Genomic DNA, 16,869 nt, shown 5'->3' with positions numbered 1-16,869 from the left:
CGGAATAACGTTCTGCCAACGGAGTAATGAAACGCAACGTCCCGTTATTGATTAATGGCCGGAGATGGCCGATTCTCTGGACCCATGGCGGACGAGCAGCGCCGGCGTCCCGGCCGGCCCCGGAGCGAGCAGGCTCACGACGCGGTGCCGGCCGCCACCCGTGAGCTGCTCGCCGAGGCGGGATCCGCATCATCGTCGAGCCGTTCACCGACCGCCGGTACGACCCTGCCCTCACCGGGGCGCGCAACGACCTGAACGCCGACCACGAAGGCCGGAAGGCCTTCCCGGCGCAGATCGTGTCGGGCCGCAGGGACAGCCGCAGGGATAAAGGAGTACTGAAGTGCCCGTCCTGTCTCCCGAGAACATGCCGTCCCCCAAGAAGGCCGCCAGGGCCCGGGTCTCCGCCGCCGCCGACGAGCTGGTGGCGCTGAGCCGGAGCATCCACGCCGAGCCGGAGCTCGCCTTCGCCGAGCACCGGTCGGCGGAGAAGGTCGCCACCGTCCTGGAGCGATCCGGGTTCGACGTCGCGCGCGGCGTCTGCGACCTGCCGACCGCGCTGAGCGCCACGTACGGCGGCGGCGACCTGGTCGTGGCGCTGTGCGCCGAGTACGACGCGCTGCCGGAGATCGGCCACGCCTGCGGCCACAACGTGATCGCCGCCTCCAGCGTCGGCGCGGCCCTGGCCCTCGCCTCCGTCGCCGACGAGCTGGGCCTCACCGTGAAACTGCTGGGCACCCCGGCCGAGGAGGACGGCGGCGGCAAGCAGCTCATGCTCGACCGGGGCGCGTTCGACGACGTGACGGTGGCGATGATGGCCCACCCCTCTCCGGTGGACCTGAGCACGCCCGGCGGTGTCTCCACCAAGGCCAGCGGCCAGTTCGAGATCGTCTACACGGGCCGTGAGGCGCACGCGTCGGTCGCCCCGCACACCGGGGTCAACGCCCTGGACGCGGTGACCGTCGCCCAGGTCGCGCTCGGCCTGCTCCGCCAGCACATGGTCCCCGGCGGCCAGCTCCACGGGATCGTCCAGGAGGGCGGGGTGCGCCCGAACATCGTGCCCGCCCGCACGAGGCTGGCCTACTACCTGCGGGCCGACACCCTGGCCGCCATGCACGAGCTGGAGGCGCGGGTGCGCGACTGCTTCGCGGCGGGCGCGCTGGCCACCGGGGCCACCATGGAGATGACCCGCACCAGCCCCGACTACGCCGAGATGCGCAACGACCCGTGGCTGGCCGACGCCTACGCCGCCAACCTCGCCGCCACCGGCCGCGAGGCGTTCCCGGTGCCCGTCGAGTTCCGGGGCGGCTCGACGGACATGGGCAACGTCTCCCACGCCCTGCCGAGCATCCACCCGGTGATCGGCATCGACCCGGCCGGGCTCAGCATGCCGCACACCCCCGCCTTCGCCGCGGCGGCGGCCACCGCGACGGCCGACGCGGCCGTGGTCGCCGCGGCCACCGCGCTGGCGTGGACCGCGATCGACCTCGCTCTGGACGACGCCCGGCGGGCCGCGACACTGGCCGCGCGGCGGGCCGCCGCGACCGGCTGACGCCCGGACGCCACCGGCCCGCGACGGCTCCCGCTCAGTCGCGGTCCGGGCAGACGCAGAACAGGTGGCCCTCGGGATCGGCGAGCACGACCCAGCCCTCGCCGGGCTGGAAGTCGGGCCTGCTCGCCCCGAGCTCCAGGTAGTCCTCGACCGCCCGCTCCACGTCCGGAACGCGTACGTCCAGGTGGAACTGCTTGTCCGGACCGGGCCAGGCGGCGGGCTTGCGCTCGGGGTTCTTCTGGAAGTAGATGCTCATGGTGCCGTCGCCGATGCCGGCGTACTCGTCCTCGGCGTACTGGACCTCGTAGCCGAACACGGCCGCGTAGAACTCCGCGAGCCGCTTGGGCTCGGCGCAGTCGAGGGTCACAGCGAGGAACTTCGCGGTAGTGGTCATGGGGCGATCGTGCCGCTCATACCTGTCAACCGGCGTCAGGTTCGTTCCGCGTTCCCTCCCCGGGGAGAGCGGCGTGCGGCGGCGCGTCGTCCTTGGCGGGCAGGGCGATGACGAATCGGGCCCCGTCCCGCTGGTCGGAGTCGAGCCAGATCCGCCCGTGGTGGTATTCGACGATCTTCCGGCAGATCGCGAGGCCGATCCCCGTCCCCGCGTAGGCGTCGCGGGTGTGCAGCCGCTGGAAGATGATGAAGATCTTGTCGGCGAACCGGGCGTCGATGCCGATGCCGTTGTCGGTCACGGTGATGTGCCACTCCGGGCCCTCGCGTCGTGCCTCGATCCGGACCACCGGCGCGCGGTCGGGTCGGCGGAACTTGACGGCGTTGCCGATGAGGTTCTGCCAGAGCATCACGAACTGGGACCGGTCACCGCTGATCGTCGGCAGCTCACCGACCTCGATCACGGCCTCGGCGTCCTCGATCGCGGCCGAGAGGTTCCGCCGGGCCGCCGCGACCGCGTCGCCGAGGCCGAACTCCACGGGGTCCTTGGTGATCCGGCCCACCCGGGAGAAGGTGAGCAGCTCGTTGATGAGCTCCTGCATGCGCTTGGCGCCGTCGACGGAGAAGGCGATGTACTGCTTGGCCCGGTCGTCGAGCTTGTCGCCGTAGCGCTGCTCCAGCATCTGGGTGAAGCTGGCCACCTTTCGCAGCGGCTCCTGCAGGTCGTGGCTGGCCACGTAGGCGAACTGCTCCAGCTCGGTGTTCGAGCGCTTGAGCTCGGTGGCCTGGTCGGCCAGGAGCTGCCGGGAGCGGCGGGCCTCCTCCAGCTCGGCGACGATCCGCTCGCGCATGGCCTCCATGTCCCGGGAGAGCTCGGCCAGGTCGGCCGGACCGCCGGTGTCGATGCGGTGCTCGAAGTCGCCGCTCGTGACCCGGCGTGAGGCGGCGGACAGGCGCTCCAGCGGGCGGAACACCACCAGCCTGAGCAGCACCGCCATCGCGAGGACGGCCAGCAGGAGGACGCCGAGGATGACGACGAAGGAGATGTCGCGTGTCACCCGCGCGGACTCCAGGTCGGCACGGGCGGTGTCCCGCAGCCGGGTCCACGCGGCGTTGTGCGCCTCCATCGCGCTCCGCACGGCGTCGAAGGCCCGTTTGCTCTCCTCCGTCTGGGACGGGGTCACCTTCTCCGGTCCCTCGCGCCGGGTGAGCTCGACCATCGGCTCGGCGTGCCGGACCCGCCACTCCGCCGCGAGACGTTCCAGCTCGTCCAGCCGCCCCACCGGCTCCCTCGCCCCGATGAGCTCCCGGACGCGCTTCGCCGACCGGCTCGCGGCCTCCTGGCCCGCCGTGTACGGCCTCAGGAACTCCTCCTTGCCGGTGAGGACGAAGCCCCGGATGCCGCTCTCCTGGTCGAGCAGGGCGGTCTCCAGCCGCTCCCCCTCCAGGCGGGCCGGAGCGATCAGGTCGGACAGACGGTTGGAGACCTGGGCGGTGTTGCGCAGGACCAGCGCTCCTATCACGGCGCCCGCGCACAGCAGGACGGACATCGCCACGAGCACGAGGGCGAACCAGCCCTGGGCGCTCCAGCGGCCCACCCGAGGCACCGCCGGGGGCGGGGCGGTCGTCTCGTCAGCGGGCATCGCACTCCGATCGGTCCGCGGGGCTCGGGGAGGCCGGAAACCCCGGCCACGCCTGAGGAAAGATACCCGAAGGGCCGCTCCCCCGCGGTATGACCGGATCCTGCGCAGGCACCCGCCTCCGCAGGGCGTCCGCGGCCCCCCGGGACGTACCGGGCAGCAGGTCGATCACCCCGGCTGAGAACCGGCCGGTCGGCCGGCGTCCGCTCAGGGCGTCATGGCGACCAGGATCCGGCGCTCGCCGGTGAACGGCTCGCGCCCGTGGGCGCAGAGCATGTTGTCGACCATCATCAGGTCCCCGGGCCGCCAGGGGAGGGAGAAGGACGCCTCGTCGTAGGCGGCCTTGATCGCGGCCAGGTCGGCGGGGCCGATCGGGGAGCCGTCGCCCAGATAGGCGTGCCGGGGCAGATCGGCCTCGTCGTACAGCGACAGCAGTGCCTCCAGGACCTCCTCGTCGAGGCTGGAGGCGTGGAACAGGTTCGCCTGGTTGAACCAGACCCGCTCTCCCCCGTGCGGCTCGGTCTGCTCCGCGGGCCGGTGGTGCCTGGTACGCAGGCCGTCCTCGGTCCACTGGAAGCTCTGCCCGTGGCGCGCGCAGTACGCCTCGACCGCCGCCGGGTCGTCGGTCTGGAACGCCTCCTGCCAGGACAGGCCGAGCCCCTCCCGGAACGCCCTGGCGTACACGATGCCGCCGGAGAACCGTTCGCGCACCTCGGCCGGGATCAGGCGCAGCACGGAGCGGCTGTCGGCGATCGGGGTGGCCCCGCCCGTGGCCGCGGCGATCTGGCAGAAGAAGAACAGGTGGCCGGGCCAGGCGTCGGAGTAGGAGTTCTCGTTGTGCATGGGGATCGCCTGGTCCGCGGGGTACTCGGTGGAGGTGTAGATGGCCTCGGTGACCGAGGTGCGCGGGGTGGAGCGCTCGGTGTACGGCAGCGGGTCGCCGCCGACGGCCCGGACGATCCCGTCGAACAGCTCCAGATCCACCGGCAGGCCGCGCAGCAGCACCGCGCCCCGCGTGCCCAGGACGGCCCGGATGCCGTCGCGGTGGGTCTTCGCCCAGCCCACATGGTCGGTCATGTCCGGCCCGAGTTCGTACGCCACCAGGCCGGTGTGCTCGTTGCCGTCGAGGCGCCCGGCGACCGGTCCGAGCCGGGGCGGGTTCGCGGGGATGACGCCTGTCATCGGATCTCCTTGATGGGACGGTGGTCTGCCGGGGCCGCCGGGTCGTTCCGGAGTCTCTCCAGGCGGCGCTGCCGTTCCTGGATGCCGACGAGGTCGTCGGGGAGCGAGTCGGGCACCTCGGTGTCGAAGTCGCGCAGCAGCCGCACGCCGAACGCGCAGACGGTGGTGGCGGCCATCACCAGCGCGAAGACGACGTAGGTGAGGCCGACGCCCCGCCCGTCGCCGGTGCCCAGGACCGCGCCGACGGAGTCGGCCAGCGCCCCGTCCGGCCGCAGCAGGGGGTCGAACAGGGACGTGGCCAGCGGGGCCAGCAGGGCGAACCCGATCGGCAGGGTGGACCAGGAGATGGCCTGGTTGAGCGCGAGGACCCGGCCGTGGAAGCGCTGCGGCACCTTGACCTGGACGAGCGTCACGTAGATGCCCTGGGAGACGGACATGGCCGCGCCCAGCCAGAAGGCGCCGAAGGCGACCACCGCCAGGGACGGGCGCAGACCCATGATCAGGCATCCGGCCGCGGTCCCCAGGTTGCCCAGGAGCACACCGACCATCCGGCGCCGCCGGGGGCCGCCCCACAGCGCCATCGCGATCCCGCCGGCCGTGGCGCCCAGGGCCTCCGCCATCGCCACGTGGGCGATGTTCTCGACCGTGCCGAAGGAGAGCGTCAGCGGGACCGTCAGCACCAGCGCCGGGGCCAGGAAGATGTTCGCGACGCCGAAATAGATGATCATGTAGCGGAACCCGCGGAGGTTCCACGAGTAGCGCATGCCCTCGCCGATCGCCGTCAGCAGCGGCTCGCGGGGACGCCAGCCCATCAGGTCGGGGAAGCGGACCACGAGCAGCACCGCGACGGCGAACAGGTAGCTGACCACGTCGATGGCCAGGATGCCGGGCAGGCCGATCGCGACGTACAGACCGGCGCCCGCCAGGGGCGCGAACAGCATCGCGAAGCCGTTGCCGAGCTGGGCCAGGCCCGCCGCGTGTCCCAGATAGCGTTTGGGGACCAGCTGCGGCACCGCCGCCTGGAAGGCCAGGCGCTGGAACGTCCCGGCCATCGAGTTCAGCGGCAGCATCACGTAGACGGCCGCCAGGTCCAGCCCTCCCGTCCACAGCAGCAGCGTGAGGCCGAGCTGGATGACGCCCGAGGCGCCGCTGGCCACGATCAGCACGGCCCGCCGGTCGAAGCGGTCGATCAGCGGACCGGCGAACGGGAGCGTCACCACGCCGAAGACCAGCGCCAGCGCCCAGAGCAGGCCGAGGTCGGCCACCGATCCGGTGCGGTCGAACAGCCACACCGGGATGGCGAAGCCGGTCAGCGCCGAGCCGATCGACGACACCAGCTGCCCGATCGTGACCGCGGCGAACCTCGCGGTGCTCGGCTGCACCGCGGGCTTGTCCGCAGGCGCGGCCGGGTCGCCGGGATGGTGCACGGAGTGCAGGGCCCAGGGGGCGTCGGTGCCCCGATGGGCGATGTCGTACTCGTCGGTCTCGCGCCGCGCCATCGCGGGATGCACACTCGTGACGATCTCGGCCAGTTCCTCCGCCCGGTGCTTCAGGAAGAAGTGGCCCGCCCGGTCGAGCACCACCAGGCCGGTGGTGCCGGTGATGAACTCCCATTCGCGGTAGCGCTCGGCGTAGTAGTCGGTGACCGGGTCCTCCGAGCCGACCACGGAGATGATCGGCGCGGGGATCGGGTCCGCCCGCCGGTCGAGCAGCGTGGTGAAGTACTCCTCGGCGGCGCGGGAGTCGGCCCGCATGTTGCCGATGATCCGATCGGCCTGTTCCGGGTCGAGGTCGTCGGTGTCGACGCCCATCCCCTTGAGCCAGTTGGCGTACTGGCGGTTGTGGCGCAGCTTCTCCAACCGGGTCTGCCACGAGCCCACGACGCCCTTCAGCCGGGCGAAGGGGAACATCGCCCCGATGTAGACCGCCTCGACGTCGCGGCCCTGCTCGGCCAGCCGCCGCGCCACGCCGACCGTGATCGCGCTGCCGACGCCGCAGTGGCCGTACAGGACCAGCGGGCCGTCCACTCCCTGGAGGATCTCCGCCGCGAGCCGTTCCACCAGCTCGTGGAAGGGCAGCGCCTCCTCGCTCAGCCCCACGTCGTGGCCGGGGATGGCCACCGAGTACAGCGCGTTGCCCTCGGGCAGGGCATCGGCCAGCGGCTGGTAGACGATCGCACTGCCCCCGCCGTACGGCACGCAGACCAGCGACAGGGTGCGGGGGCGCCCCTTGGGCGTCAGCTCGTACAGCAGCGGCGGCGGCCCGTCCGCCGCGCCCTCGCCGCCGTCGATGAAGGCGGCCAGCTCGGCGATCGTGCGGTTCTGGAACAGGTCCATGACGCCGACCGGGCGCCCCGAGCCGTCGGAGGCCTTGCGGATGCGGGCCACCACCTGGGTGGCGAGCAGGGAGTGACCGCCCGCGTCGAAGAAGTCGTCGTGGACGCCGATGCGCTCCACGCCGAGCACCTCGGCCCAGATCGCGGCCAGCATGTGCTCGGTCCCGGTCGTGGGCTCGACCGGCTCGGCGGAAGCCTCCCGCCGCGCCCGCGGGGCCGGCAGCGCGGCGCGGTCCAGCTTGCCGTTGGGCGACAGCGGCAGCGCCTCCAGGGTGACGAACGCCGCGGGCACCATGTAGTCGGGAAGCGTGCGCTTGAGCGCGGCCCGCAACTCGGCGGCGTCGATGTCCTCGTCGGCGTCCCGCTCGGTGTCCCGGCCGGCGGCGGTGAGGTAGGCCACCAGCCGCTTGTCGCCCGGGGTGTCCTCGCGGACCACGACGACCGCCTCGGCGACCTCGGGCCGCTCCCGCAGCGCCGTCTCGATCTCGCCGAGCTCGATGCGCAGGCCGCGCAGCTTCACCTGGTGGTCGATGCGGCCCAGGAACTCCAGGTTCCCGTCGTGCCGCCAGCGGGCCAGGTCGCCGGTGCGGTACAGCCGGCCACCCGGTTCAGGGCCGAACGGGTCGGGCACGAACCGCTCGGCGGTCAGCGCGGGGCGGCGGTGGTAGCCCCTGGCCACGCCGACCCCGCCGATGTGCAGCTCGCCGGGCACGCCGATCGGGGCGGGATTCCCGCGCCGGTCCAGGACGTAGAGCCGGATGTTGGCGATCGGGGCGCCGATCGGCAGCGTGACCGCCCGGGCGACGGCCTCCGGACTGCAGTGCCAGGAGGTGACGTCGATGGCGGCCTCGGTGGGACCGTACAGGTTGTGCAGCTCGCAGCCGGGCAGGGCCGCGACGAACGCGGCGGCCGTGGCGACGGGGAGCTCCTCGCCGCTGCAGATCACCCGGCGCAGCGTGACGCAGCGCGCCGCGGCCTCCTCGTCGTCGGCGAGGAACACCGCCAGCATGGAGGGGACGAAGTGGGCGGTGGTCACGCCCTCCGCGATGACGAGGTCGCGCAGGTACGCCGCGTCCTTGTGCCCGCCCGGCCGGGCGAGCACCAGCCGGGCCCCGGTCAGCAGCGGCCAGAAGAACTCCCACACCGACACGTCGAATCCGGCGGGGGTCTTCTGCAGCACGACGTCGCCGGCGCCCAGCCGGTAGGCCGACTGCATCCAGCGCAGCCGGTTGACGATGCCGCGGTGGGTGTTGGGCACGCCCTTGGGGCGGCCGGTCGAGCCCGAGGTGTAGATCACGTAGGCGGCGTTGCCCGGGGCGGCCCCGGGATCCTCCCGTCCCTCGCCGGGGCCTTCCCGCCACTCACCGGGGTCGTCCAGGTCCAGGACGGTCGCGTCGGTGGCCGGCAGGGTCGCCCGCAGCCGACCCTGCGTCAGCACCACGGGCGCACCCGCGTCCGAGATCATGAACGCCAGCCGGTCGGCGGGATACTCGGGGTCGAGCGGAAGGTAGGCCGCACCCGCCTTGAGCACGCCCAGCAGGGCGACCACGAGCTCGGCCGAGCGTTCGGCGTAGACGCCGACCAGGGTCTCCGGTCCCACCCCCAGTCCGCGCAGCCGGTGCGCCACCCGGCCGGCCCGCTCGTCCAGCTCACGGTAGGTCAGGTGACGGCCCTCGAAGGTCACGGCGACCGCGTCGGGGGTGCGGGCGGCCTGCTCCTCGACCAGGCCGTGCAGCGTCGCCTCCCCGCCGGTCGCCTCCGCACCGGCCGTCTCCCCGCCGGTCGGCTTTCCGCCGCCGGAGGCGTCCCAGCCGACGGCGGTGTCGTTCCACACCTCCAGCAGCAGCGCCCGCTCCTCGGCGTCCAGCATGGGCAGCTCGGACGCGCGCATGGCGGGGTCGGCGACGATCGAGCGCAGCAGGGCGACGAACCTGGCCGTGAGCCTGCGGACCGTCGCCTCGTCGAACAGCGCCGTGTTGTAGATGAACTTGACCACCAGCCTGTCGGACACCTCGATGACGTGCAGCTCGATGTCGAAGCGGGTGGTGCGCAGGTCCGTGGGCAGCCAGGTGATGTCCAGGTCCGACCGTCCGGCCTCGTCGATCCTGCCCATGCGGTAGTTCTGCAGCGCGAACATCGCCTGGAAGACCGGCGGCCGGCTGACGTCCCGGGGCACGCCCAGCGCGTTGACCAGCTTCTCGAAGGGCACCTCCGCGTGGTCGAAGGCGTCGAGCACGTTCACCTTGGTGCGTTCGAGCAGTTCCTCGAAGGTGGGGTCGTCGCCGAGCCGCGCCCGCATCGGCAGCATGTTGACGAACATGCCGACCACGTTCTCCAGCTCCGGCAGCGACCTCCCGGCCGAGGAGGAGCCGACGGCGAAGTCATCCTGGCCGGAGTGGCGGGCCAGCAGCACCTGGTAGGCGGCCAGCAGCGTCATGAACAGGGTCGCGCCGCGCTCCCGGGAGAACCGGTTCAGCGCGGCGGTGAGTTCCGCGTCGGTCTCGACGAGGTGCCGGTCGCCGTCGAAGACCTGTACGGCGGGCCGAGGCCGGTCCCCGGGCAGCTCCAGGGCCGGTACCCCGGCCAGCCGCTCACTCCAGAAGGCGAGCTGCCGCTCCAGTTCGGCGCCTGCCTGGGTGGTCCGCTGCCAGTGCGCGAAGTCACCGTAGGAGATGGGCTGCTCGGGGAGCACGGTCCCGGTGTCGGAACGCAGGCCGTGGTAAGCCGCGGCGAGGTCGCGCAGCAGCAGGTCCACCGACCACCCGTCGCCGACGATGTGGTGGGTGCTGACCAGCAGCAGGTGGTCGCCGTCGGCGATCCTGACGAGCAGGGCGCGCAGCAACGGCCCCTGCGCCAGGTCGAACGGCTCGTCCGCGAACTCGGTGACCAGCGCCCGGGCCTCGTCCTCGCCGCCGGCCTCCGTGACGCGCAGCGGCACCGTGACGGCGGGTTCGACGACGACGCTCGGGCTGCCGTCGCCGTCGGCGGGAAAGCGCATGCGCAGCGCCTCGTGCCGGGCCGGGAGCGACTGCAGGGCCCGGTCGAGCAGTTCGACGTCGAGCGGCCCGGTCAGCCGCATCGGGATCGGGATGTTGTACTGGCCGGTTCCCGGGGCGAACTGCTCCATGAACCAGACCCGCTCCTGCTGGTAGGACAGCGGCGGGGCGGTCCCCTCGGGGCGAGGGGTGACGGTCGTGGCCACGCGCCGGCGCAGCCGCCGTTCCAGCAGCGCCCGGCGGGCCGCCGAGGAGGCCGCCGGAGAGGACCCGGAGGAGGTCGGGGGCGGGGGTGCGGAGGAGGCCGGAGGAGAGATCCGCGGGGGTGTCGTCATGCCTGGGCATCGCCTTCCTGCGCGAGCATCCGATCGACGTCCTCGTCGCTGAGGCTGTCGAGGTCCTCGGTGAGCCGCCGCTCGATCTCGGCCGCGAGGTCGGCGACGGTGGCGTAGGAGAACAGTCCCCGCACCGGGAGATCGACCCCGACCTGCCGGCGGATCCGGGCCATGGCCCGGATCCCCAGCAGGGAGTTGCCGCCCGCCTCGAAGAAGTCGTCGTGGACGCCGATGCGCTCCACGCCGAGCAACTCGGCGAACACCTCCGCCACCAGCTCCTCCGCCGCGGTGCGCGGCGCGACGTATCCGGTCCCGGCCTTGTCGTCCGCGGCCGGAGCGGGGAGCGCGGCCTGGTCGAGCTTGCCGTTGGCGGTCAGGGGCAGGGCGTCGAGGGTGACGTAGGCGGAGGGGAGCATGTGCGACGGCAGGACGGCGGCCAGCGCCTCGCTCACCTCCCGGTGGTCGGCCTCCCCGACGAGGTAGGCCACGAGCCGCGCGCCGCCGAGGGCGTCCGCGCCGTCGGGAGCGCCCGTGACGTCGGCGGCTCCGACGTGCAGGCGGACCGCGGCCTCGCGCACCCCGGGCCGGGCGCGCAGGGCCGCCTCGATCTCGCCCGGCTCGATGCGGTGGCCGTGCAGCTTGATCTGGTCGTCCACGCGCCCCAGGAACTCCAGGTTCCCGTCGGCGCGGCGGCGGGCCAGGTCGCCGGTGCGGTACATCCGGCCGCCGGGCGGCCCGTAGGGGCACGGGACGTAGGCGGCGGCGGTGGCGCCGGGCCGGTTCAGGTAGCCGCGGGTGACCTGGGGGCCGGCGATGTACAGCTCGCCGACGACCCCGGTGGCCACCGGGCGCAGCCGGTCGTCCAGGACGTAGGCGGCGCTGCCCGGGACCGGGCGGCCGATGACGGCCGAGCCCGTCGGCCCGGTGGGCAGTTCCTCTCCCGGCCCGGCGTGCGCCGTGACGCATCCGACGGTCGCCTCGGTGGGGCCGTACTCGTTGACGACCGTGACACCGGGGTGCCGCTCGCGCCAGGCGGTGACCGCGGCTGCGGGCAGCGCCTCACCGCCGAGCACCAGGTCGGCGGTGGGCGCCGCGTGCTCGGGCAGCGCCGCCAGCAGCGCCAGGTGGCTGGGGGTGGCCTTGAGGAACGCCGGGCGGTCGTCCGCGGTGAGGGTCTCGTCGAGGGCGGCCAGCCGTACGGTCCCGCCGACGGTGAGCGGCCCGAACAGCGCGGTCACGGTCAGGTCGAACGTGATCGGCGAGTGCAGCAGCGCCTGCCCGGCCAGGCCGGGGTAGGCGCGGCCCGCCCAGGACAGGTAGGCGGCGACCGAGGCCTGCTCGACCACGACGCCCTTGGGGGTCCCGGTCGAGCCCGAGGTGTAGATGACGTAGGCGACGTTGCCGGGCCCCGCCTCTCTCCGTGTCTCACTCGGGGCCTCGCTGGAGGTCTCACTCCGGAGTACGGGGTCCGGCGGCCCGGCCGTCCACTCGTCGGGGTCGTCGATCGCCAGCGCGGTCGTCCCGGTGAGCTCCGGCGCGCCCGCCAGGTGCTTGTGCGTGAGCACCACCGCGGCGCCGGAGTCGGCCAGCAGGTACGCCACCCGCTCGGCGGGATAACCCGGATCCACCGGCAGGTATCCCGCCCCGGCCCGCCACACGCCGAGCAGGGCAGGCAGCAGTTCCAGGCAGGGGCCGGCGTAGACCGCGACCAGCGACTCCGGTCCGGCGCCCGCCCGGCGCAGCCGCCCGGCCACCCGCTCGGCGGCCTCCTCCAGCTCCGCGTAGGTCAGCCGCCGCCCGCCCGCGACCACGGCGACCGCCTCGGGCGTGCGCGCGGCCTGTTCCCGCACCATCCGGTGCACCGTGGCGGGCTCGTACGCCGGGACGGCGGGCGCGAGCAGCAGGTCCCGCTCGGCCTCCTCCAGCACCGGCAGGTCGCCGAGCCGGATCCGCGGGTCGTCCACGGCCGCGGCCAGGACCCGCAGGTAGCGGGAGGCGAATGCCTCGGCGGTCGCGTGGTCGAACAGGTCCGCGCGGTACAGCAGCCGGCTGACGTCCGAGGTCAGGTCGATCGCCAGGTCGTCCTTGGAGGTGGTGTAGGGGACGGTCTCGATGCCGGAGTCGGGGATGTAGTTGAAGCCGATCTGGTAGAGGGGCTGCACCCCCGGGTCCCGGCGCGGCGCGACGGCCTCGACGACCGCCTGGAACGGGACCCGGCCGTGCTCCATGGAATCGAGCACGGTGTCGCGGACCCGGTCGAGCAGTTCGGCGAAGGACGGGTCGCCCGAGGTGTCGGCCCGCACCACCACCTGGTTGATGAACATGCCGATCAGTTCGGCGACGTCCGGCAGGTCCCGGCCGCTCAGGGTCACCCCGACCACGATGTCGTCGTCACGGGACATCCTGGACAGCAGCGCGACGTAGGCCGTCAGGAACACCATGAACGGGGTCGCCTTCGCCTCGCGGGCCACCGTCTCGGCCCGCTCCCGCACCGGCAGGGGAAGGGTGAAGCGGACCTCGCCGCCGTCGTAGCGCAGCCGGGCCGATCGAGGCCGGTCGGTGGCCAGGGAGTGCACGGCCGGCAGCCCGGCCAACTGCGCCTTCCAGTAGGCGGTCTGCTCCCGCAGCACCTCCTCCGTCAGCTGCTGGCGCTGCCAGATCGCGTAGTCGGCGTACTGGATGGGCGGCTCGGACAGGCCGGCCGGGCGGCCTGCCAGCGTGGCCTCGCACAGCTCGGACATCTCCCTGGAGAGGATGACGGCCGAGGTGGCGTCGGAGACGATGTGGTGGACGACGAGCGTCACCGTCCAGAAGTCGTCCTCGGTCCGCACGGCCAGGCCCCGCAGCAGCGGGGCGCGGTCGGTGGAGATGGGGTCCGCCGCGGCGTCCCGGGCCAGTTCCAGGGCCCGCCGCCCGCGCTCCGCGGCCGGCAGTCCCCGCAGGTCGTGCACCCGCACGTCCGGTACGGCCCGCGAGTGCACCACCTGCCGCAGGGTGTCGTCGCGGAGCCGGAAGGAGGTGCGCAGCACCTCGTGCCGGTCGATGAGCGCCTGCAGCACGGTGACGACCTGGTCGGTCTCCAGCGGGTACGGCAGGTCGAACGGTAACGGCAGGTTGAACACCGGCGAGTCCGGGTCGAGCTGCTCGGCCAGCCAGATCCGTTCCTGTCCGAAGGAGGCGGGAGCCTCCCACTCCTCGCCGGTCACGCCACCGGCCATGTCGCCGGTCATGTCATCGGTCATCGTTCCTGCCTTGTTCCTGGGCGGGTCTGCGGGGAGGTGACGCCGGTCCGGCGGATCACACGGCCGCCGCCGCGGGGGAGGCAGGGGAAACTGCGGAGGCCGGAGCACCGGTCGGCCGCCGCGTTCCATGCCATCGCGGTTCCCCCATGTTGCGCCCCCTCCGAAGCCCTCCGCTGGCGGTGTTACTGCCTCGCGCACGACTGACGGCTCGCTGATACACGAAACGTTAAAGGGGGGAGATTTCGGATCATTGGCCGTACGATTGCAATGTCCGCAAACATCGCTACATCTGACTTAGATCGGTCTTTTGCGCAGGACGTACGGGCGGCTCAGGCGACTCCCGCGAAGGAACGGACATGACGGTCGACACGACTGTTCCCGCGTACGACTTCCAGATCCTCGGCCCGCTCCGGGTCTGCCGCGAGGCGGCTCCCCTGTCGCTGCCCGCCCCCCACCCGCGGATGATCCTGGCGGTGCTGCTGCTGCACAACGGCGAACTCGTGCCCGAGGCGCGCCTGCTGGAGCAGGTGTGGGGTCACGGTACCGGCAGCACGACGGCCCTGCGCACGGCCGTGTCGCGGCTGCGCGCCTGGCTGCGGGAGGGGGTGGGCCCGGTCGCCCGGGTCGAGCACGCCGACGGCGGCTACCGTCTGCTGCTGCCCGATCACCTCGTCGACGCCGCCCGCTTCCGCGCCGCGATGGCCGCCGACGCCGACACCGCCGATCCCCACCTGCGGCTGACGACGCTGATGGCCGCGCTCGATCAGTGGCGCGGGCCCGTGCTCGACGGCGCCCCGGACGGGGTACGGCAGGACTCCGCAGCACGGGCGCTGGACGACGACCACGCCGCATGCCTGCGGAGACTGGCCCTGCTGGCCGTACCCGCGCGGGTCCCCGAGCTGGTGCTGCCGAAAATCCACGCCCTGGCCAGGACGCGGCCGTTCGACGAGCCGCTGCACACCCGCCTGATCGAGCTGTACGCCGCCTGCGGGCGCCCCGCCGAGGCCCTCATGGAATACGAGCGCCTGCGCTCCCGCCTCGCCGACGAACTGGGCATCGCGCCCAGCGCGGACGCGCAGCGCGCCTACTTCGCCGTCCTCAACCAGGATCCCCCGGACGCGGCGGGAAGCGCCGGACCTCTCGTCTCGGCGGGCGGCACGGCGCCGGAACGGCAGCCCGGCGGGTGGAGGCATCCCGTCGTCCCCCATCAGATCCCCACCGACGTCGCCGGTTTCACCGGCCGGGAGAAGCAGACCGCCATGCTCCTGGACCACCTGGGCGGGCTGCCGGACGGCCGGGGACCGTCGGCCACGCCGGTCGCCGCCGTCACCGGTCCCCCCGGTGTCGGCAAGACCGCCCTGGCGGTGCATGCCGCCCAGCGGCTGGCGCCGGTCTACCCCGACGGTCTGCTCTACGCCGACCTGCGCGGCAGCGGCTCCGCCCCGGAGCCTCCGATCCGCGTCCTGGGCAGGTTCCTGCGGGCATTCGGGGTACCGGGAACGGCGGTCCCGGACGACCCGGCCGAGTGCGCGGCCCTGTACCGCAGCCTGACCAACGACCGGCGCGTGCTGGTCGTGCTGGACGACGCCGCGGGAGAGGCGCAGGTGCGGCCGTTGCTCCCCGCGTCGCCGTCCTGCGCGGTGATCGTCACCGGGCGGCCTCGGCTGGTGGGCGTCGGCGGCGTCAGGATCGTCGACCTGGACCGGCTCGACGCCGACCACGCCATCGAGCTCCTGGCGGCCGTCATCGGGCCCGAGCGGGTGAGCGCCGAGCCCGAGGCCGCGACCGAACTGGTCCGGCTCTGCGACCGGCTGCCCCTGGCGGTGCGCATCTGCGGCGCCCGGCTCGCCGCCCGGCCGCACTGGCCGCTGGCCCGGCTGGCGGCGGCGCTGCGCGAGGAGCACCGCCGCCTGGACGAGCTGAGCGTCGCCGACCTGGACGTGCGGGACGCGCTGCGTCAGGGCTACGCGCGGGTGCGGCCGGACGTGCGGCCGACGCTGGAGCGGCTGGCCCGCCGGGGACCGGACGAGTTCACCGCCGACACCGTGGCCGCCGCCTGCGGCCTGACCCCGGCCGCCGCCGAGGAGCACCTGGAGACCCTGGTCGACATGTGGTTCGTCACGGCGGACATCGACCGTGCCGGGCAGCTGCGCTACCGCATGGACGACCTGACACGCCTGTTCCTCCTGCGGCCCGGCTGAGGCCGCTCAACCCCGGGGCCGGCCGGGCCGGCCCCGGGGAACGGCCGGGGCCGCCGCTCAGCCGAACAGGTCGGGGTCGGAGGCGACGATCTGGTCGTGCAGGGGCTGGAAGTTGATCCAGCCGACGAAGTCGTTGCCGATCTGGCCGTGGGTGAGCTTGGCGTTCTCGTGGTCGATCGGGACGGTGGGGCCGGCGGCCTTGGCCAGCAGCTGGGCCTGGCAGCTGCGCTCCATCGTGATGAACCACCAGGCGGCGGCGTCGACGCTGTCGCCGACGGTCAGCAGGCCGTGGTTGCGCAGGATGACCGCCTTGTAGGAGCCGAGCGCCTGGGCGATGCGGCGGCCCTCCTCGGTCTCCACGACGACACCGGTGTAGTCGTCGAACAATCCGTGGTCCTCGTAGAACGCGCACGCGTCCTGGGTCAGCGGCTCCAGCAGGGTGCCGAGGGACGACAGCGCCTTGCCGTGCACCGAGTGCGAGTGGGCGGCGGCGACCGCGTCGGGGCGGGCCTGGTGGACCATGGCGTGGATGGCGAAGGCGGCCTGGTTGACGTGGTAGCGGCCCTCGACGACCTGCCCCTCGTGGTTGACCAGGATCAGGTCGCTGACCTTGATCTGCTTGAATGACATGCCGAACGGGTTCACCCAGAAGTGGTCGGTGTGCTCGGGGTCGCGGGCGGTGATGTGGCCCGCCACGCCCTCCTCGAAGCCGAACCGGCCGAACAGGCGCAGGGCGGCGACCAGGCGCTCCTGGCGGTGGCGGCGCTCCTCCTCGACGGTCTCGAACTTCGGCGGCAGCCGGAAGGTGAGCCGGTCGGCGGGGACGGGCTGCAGGTCGGACAGGCTCATGCGGGCTCCAGGGCGGAGGTGTCGGGGACGGAGGTGTCGGGGACGGAGGTGTCGGCCGGGCACGGCGGGCGCAGACCGGCCAGGCCGTTGAGGTAGATCTCGTACTGGCGGTCGGAGAATGCCACCGGTCCAGCGTGGTCCCCGCGGCGT

At 73.2% G+C, this 16,869-nt stretch carries 9 protein-coding genes; 2 read left to right on the top strand and 7 right to left on the bottom strand.

What is annotated here, in order from left to right; genetic code table 11:
- Window positions 1–340 precede the first annotated feature (340 nt).
- Complete coding sequence (locus HS041_RS32715) at window positions 341–1,549, top strand: M20 family metallopeptidase (protein WP_307845555.1); 1,209 nt, start codon at window positions 341–343, stop codon at window positions 1,547–1,549.
- Window positions 1,550–1,583: 34 nt separating this feature from the next.
- Here the strand turns inward: HS041_RS32715 and HS041_RS32710 are convergent, their stop codons facing one another.
- The 5 genes from HS041_RS32710 to HS041_RS32690 all read right to left on the bottom strand — a co-directional run bounded on the left by HS041_RS32710 (window position 1,584) and on the right by HS041_RS32690 (window position 13,669).
- Window positions 1,584–1,943 (bottom strand): VOC family protein, encoded by a 360-nt coding sequence (locus tag HS041_RS32710; RefSeq protein WP_196444715.1) that lies wholly within the window; start codon window positions 1,941–1,943, stop codon window positions 1,584–1,586.
- Window positions 1,944–1,968: 25 nt separating this feature from the next.
- On the bottom strand, window positions 1,969–3,582 hold the full coding sequence (locus HS041_RS32705) for a sensor histidine kinase (protein WP_196444714.1): 1,614 nt from the start codon (window positions 3,580–3,582) through the stop codon (window positions 1,969–1,971).
- A gap of 204 nt (window positions 3,583–3,786) precedes the next feature.
- Entirely contained in the window at window positions 3,787–4,761 is a 975-nt protein-coding gene (locus HS041_RS32700) for a TauD/TfdA family dioxygenase (protein WP_196444713.1), read from the bottom strand.
- Window positions 4,758–10,427 carry a non-ribosomal peptide synthetase/MFS transporter gene (locus tag HS041_RS32695; RefSeq protein WP_196444712.1) on the bottom strand — a complete coding sequence of 1,890 codons (5,670 nt, stop codon included), beginning with the start codon at window positions 10,425–10,427 and terminating at the stop codon, window positions 4,758–4,760. The genes HS041_RS32700 and HS041_RS32695 overlap by 4 nt, the downstream gene beginning before the upstream one ends.
- Window positions 10,424–13,669 carry a non-ribosomal peptide synthetase gene (locus HS041_RS32690; RefSeq protein ID WP_230880063.1) on the bottom strand — a complete coding sequence of 1,082 codons (3,246 nt, stop codon included), beginning with the start codon at window positions 13,667–13,669 and terminating at the stop codon, window positions 10,424–10,426. The genes HS041_RS32695 and HS041_RS32690 overlap by 4 nt, the downstream gene beginning before the upstream one ends.
- 356 nt (window positions 13,670–14,025) lie before the next feature.
- Here HS041_RS32690 and HS041_RS32685 point away from each other — a divergent pair, with 356 nt between their 5' ends.
- Window positions 14,026–15,870: an AfsR/SARP family transcriptional regulator gene (locus HS041_RS32685; RefSeq protein WP_196444711.1), complete on the top strand. Its 1,845-nt coding sequence runs from the start codon at window positions 14,026–14,028 to the stop codon at window positions 15,868–15,870.
- 57 nt (window positions 15,871–15,927) lie between these two features.
- Here HS041_RS32685 and HS041_RS32680 read toward each other — a convergent pair whose 3' ends face one another.
- Complete coding sequence (locus tag HS041_RS32680) at window positions 15,928–16,719, bottom strand: class II aldolase/adducin family protein (RefSeq protein ID WP_196444710.1); 792 nt, start codon at window positions 16,717–16,719, stop codon at window positions 15,928–15,930.
- Window positions 16,716–16,844: a hypothetical protein gene (locus tag HS041_RS39590; protein ID WP_255530168.1), complete on the bottom strand. Its 129-nt coding sequence runs from the start codon at window positions 16,842–16,844 to the stop codon at window positions 16,716–16,718. The genes HS041_RS32680 and HS041_RS39590 overlap by 4 nt, the downstream gene beginning before the upstream one ends.
- Window positions 16,845–16,869 lie beyond the last annotated feature (25 nt).

Origin of the sequence: Planomonospora sp. ID67723, from assembly GCF_015711605.1 — a bacterium.
Lineage (GTDB): Bacteria > Actinomycetota > Actinomycetes > Streptosporangiales > Streptosporangiaceae > Planomonospora_A.
Note: the sequence above shows the minus strand (reverse complement) of the source record. Positions and strands in the feature narration are given on the sequence as shown.

Excerpts from the sequence above, each read along its gene's own strand:
- HS041_RS32710 (WP_196444715.1), bottom strand. The coding sequence starts at position 1,943 with ATGACCACTACCGCGAAGTTCCTCGCTGTGACCCTCGACTGCGCCGAG.
- HS041_RS32705 (WP_196444714.1), bottom strand. The coding sequence starts at position 3,582 with ATGCCCGCTGACGAGACGACCGCCCCGCCCCCGGCGGTGCCTCGGGTG.
- HS041_RS32700 (WP_196444713.1), bottom strand. The coding sequence starts at position 4,761 with ATGACAGGCGTCATCCCCGCGAACCCGCCCCGGCTCGGACCGGTCGCC.
- HS041_RS32695 (WP_196444712.1), bottom strand. The coding sequence starts at position 10,427 with ATGACGACACCCCCGCGGATCTCTCCTCCGGCCTCCTCCGCACCCCCG.
- HS041_RS32690 (WP_230880063.1), bottom strand. The coding sequence starts at position 13,669 with ATGACCGATGACATGACCGGCGACATGGCCGGTGGCGTGACCGGCGAG.
- HS041_RS32685 (WP_196444711.1), top strand. The coding sequence starts at position 14,026 with ATGACGGTCGACACGACTGTTCCCGCGTACGACTTCCAGATCCTCGGC.
- HS041_RS32680 (WP_196444710.1), bottom strand. The coding sequence starts at position 16,719 with ATGAGCCTGTCCGACCTGCAGCCCGTCCCCGCCGACCGGCTCACCTTC.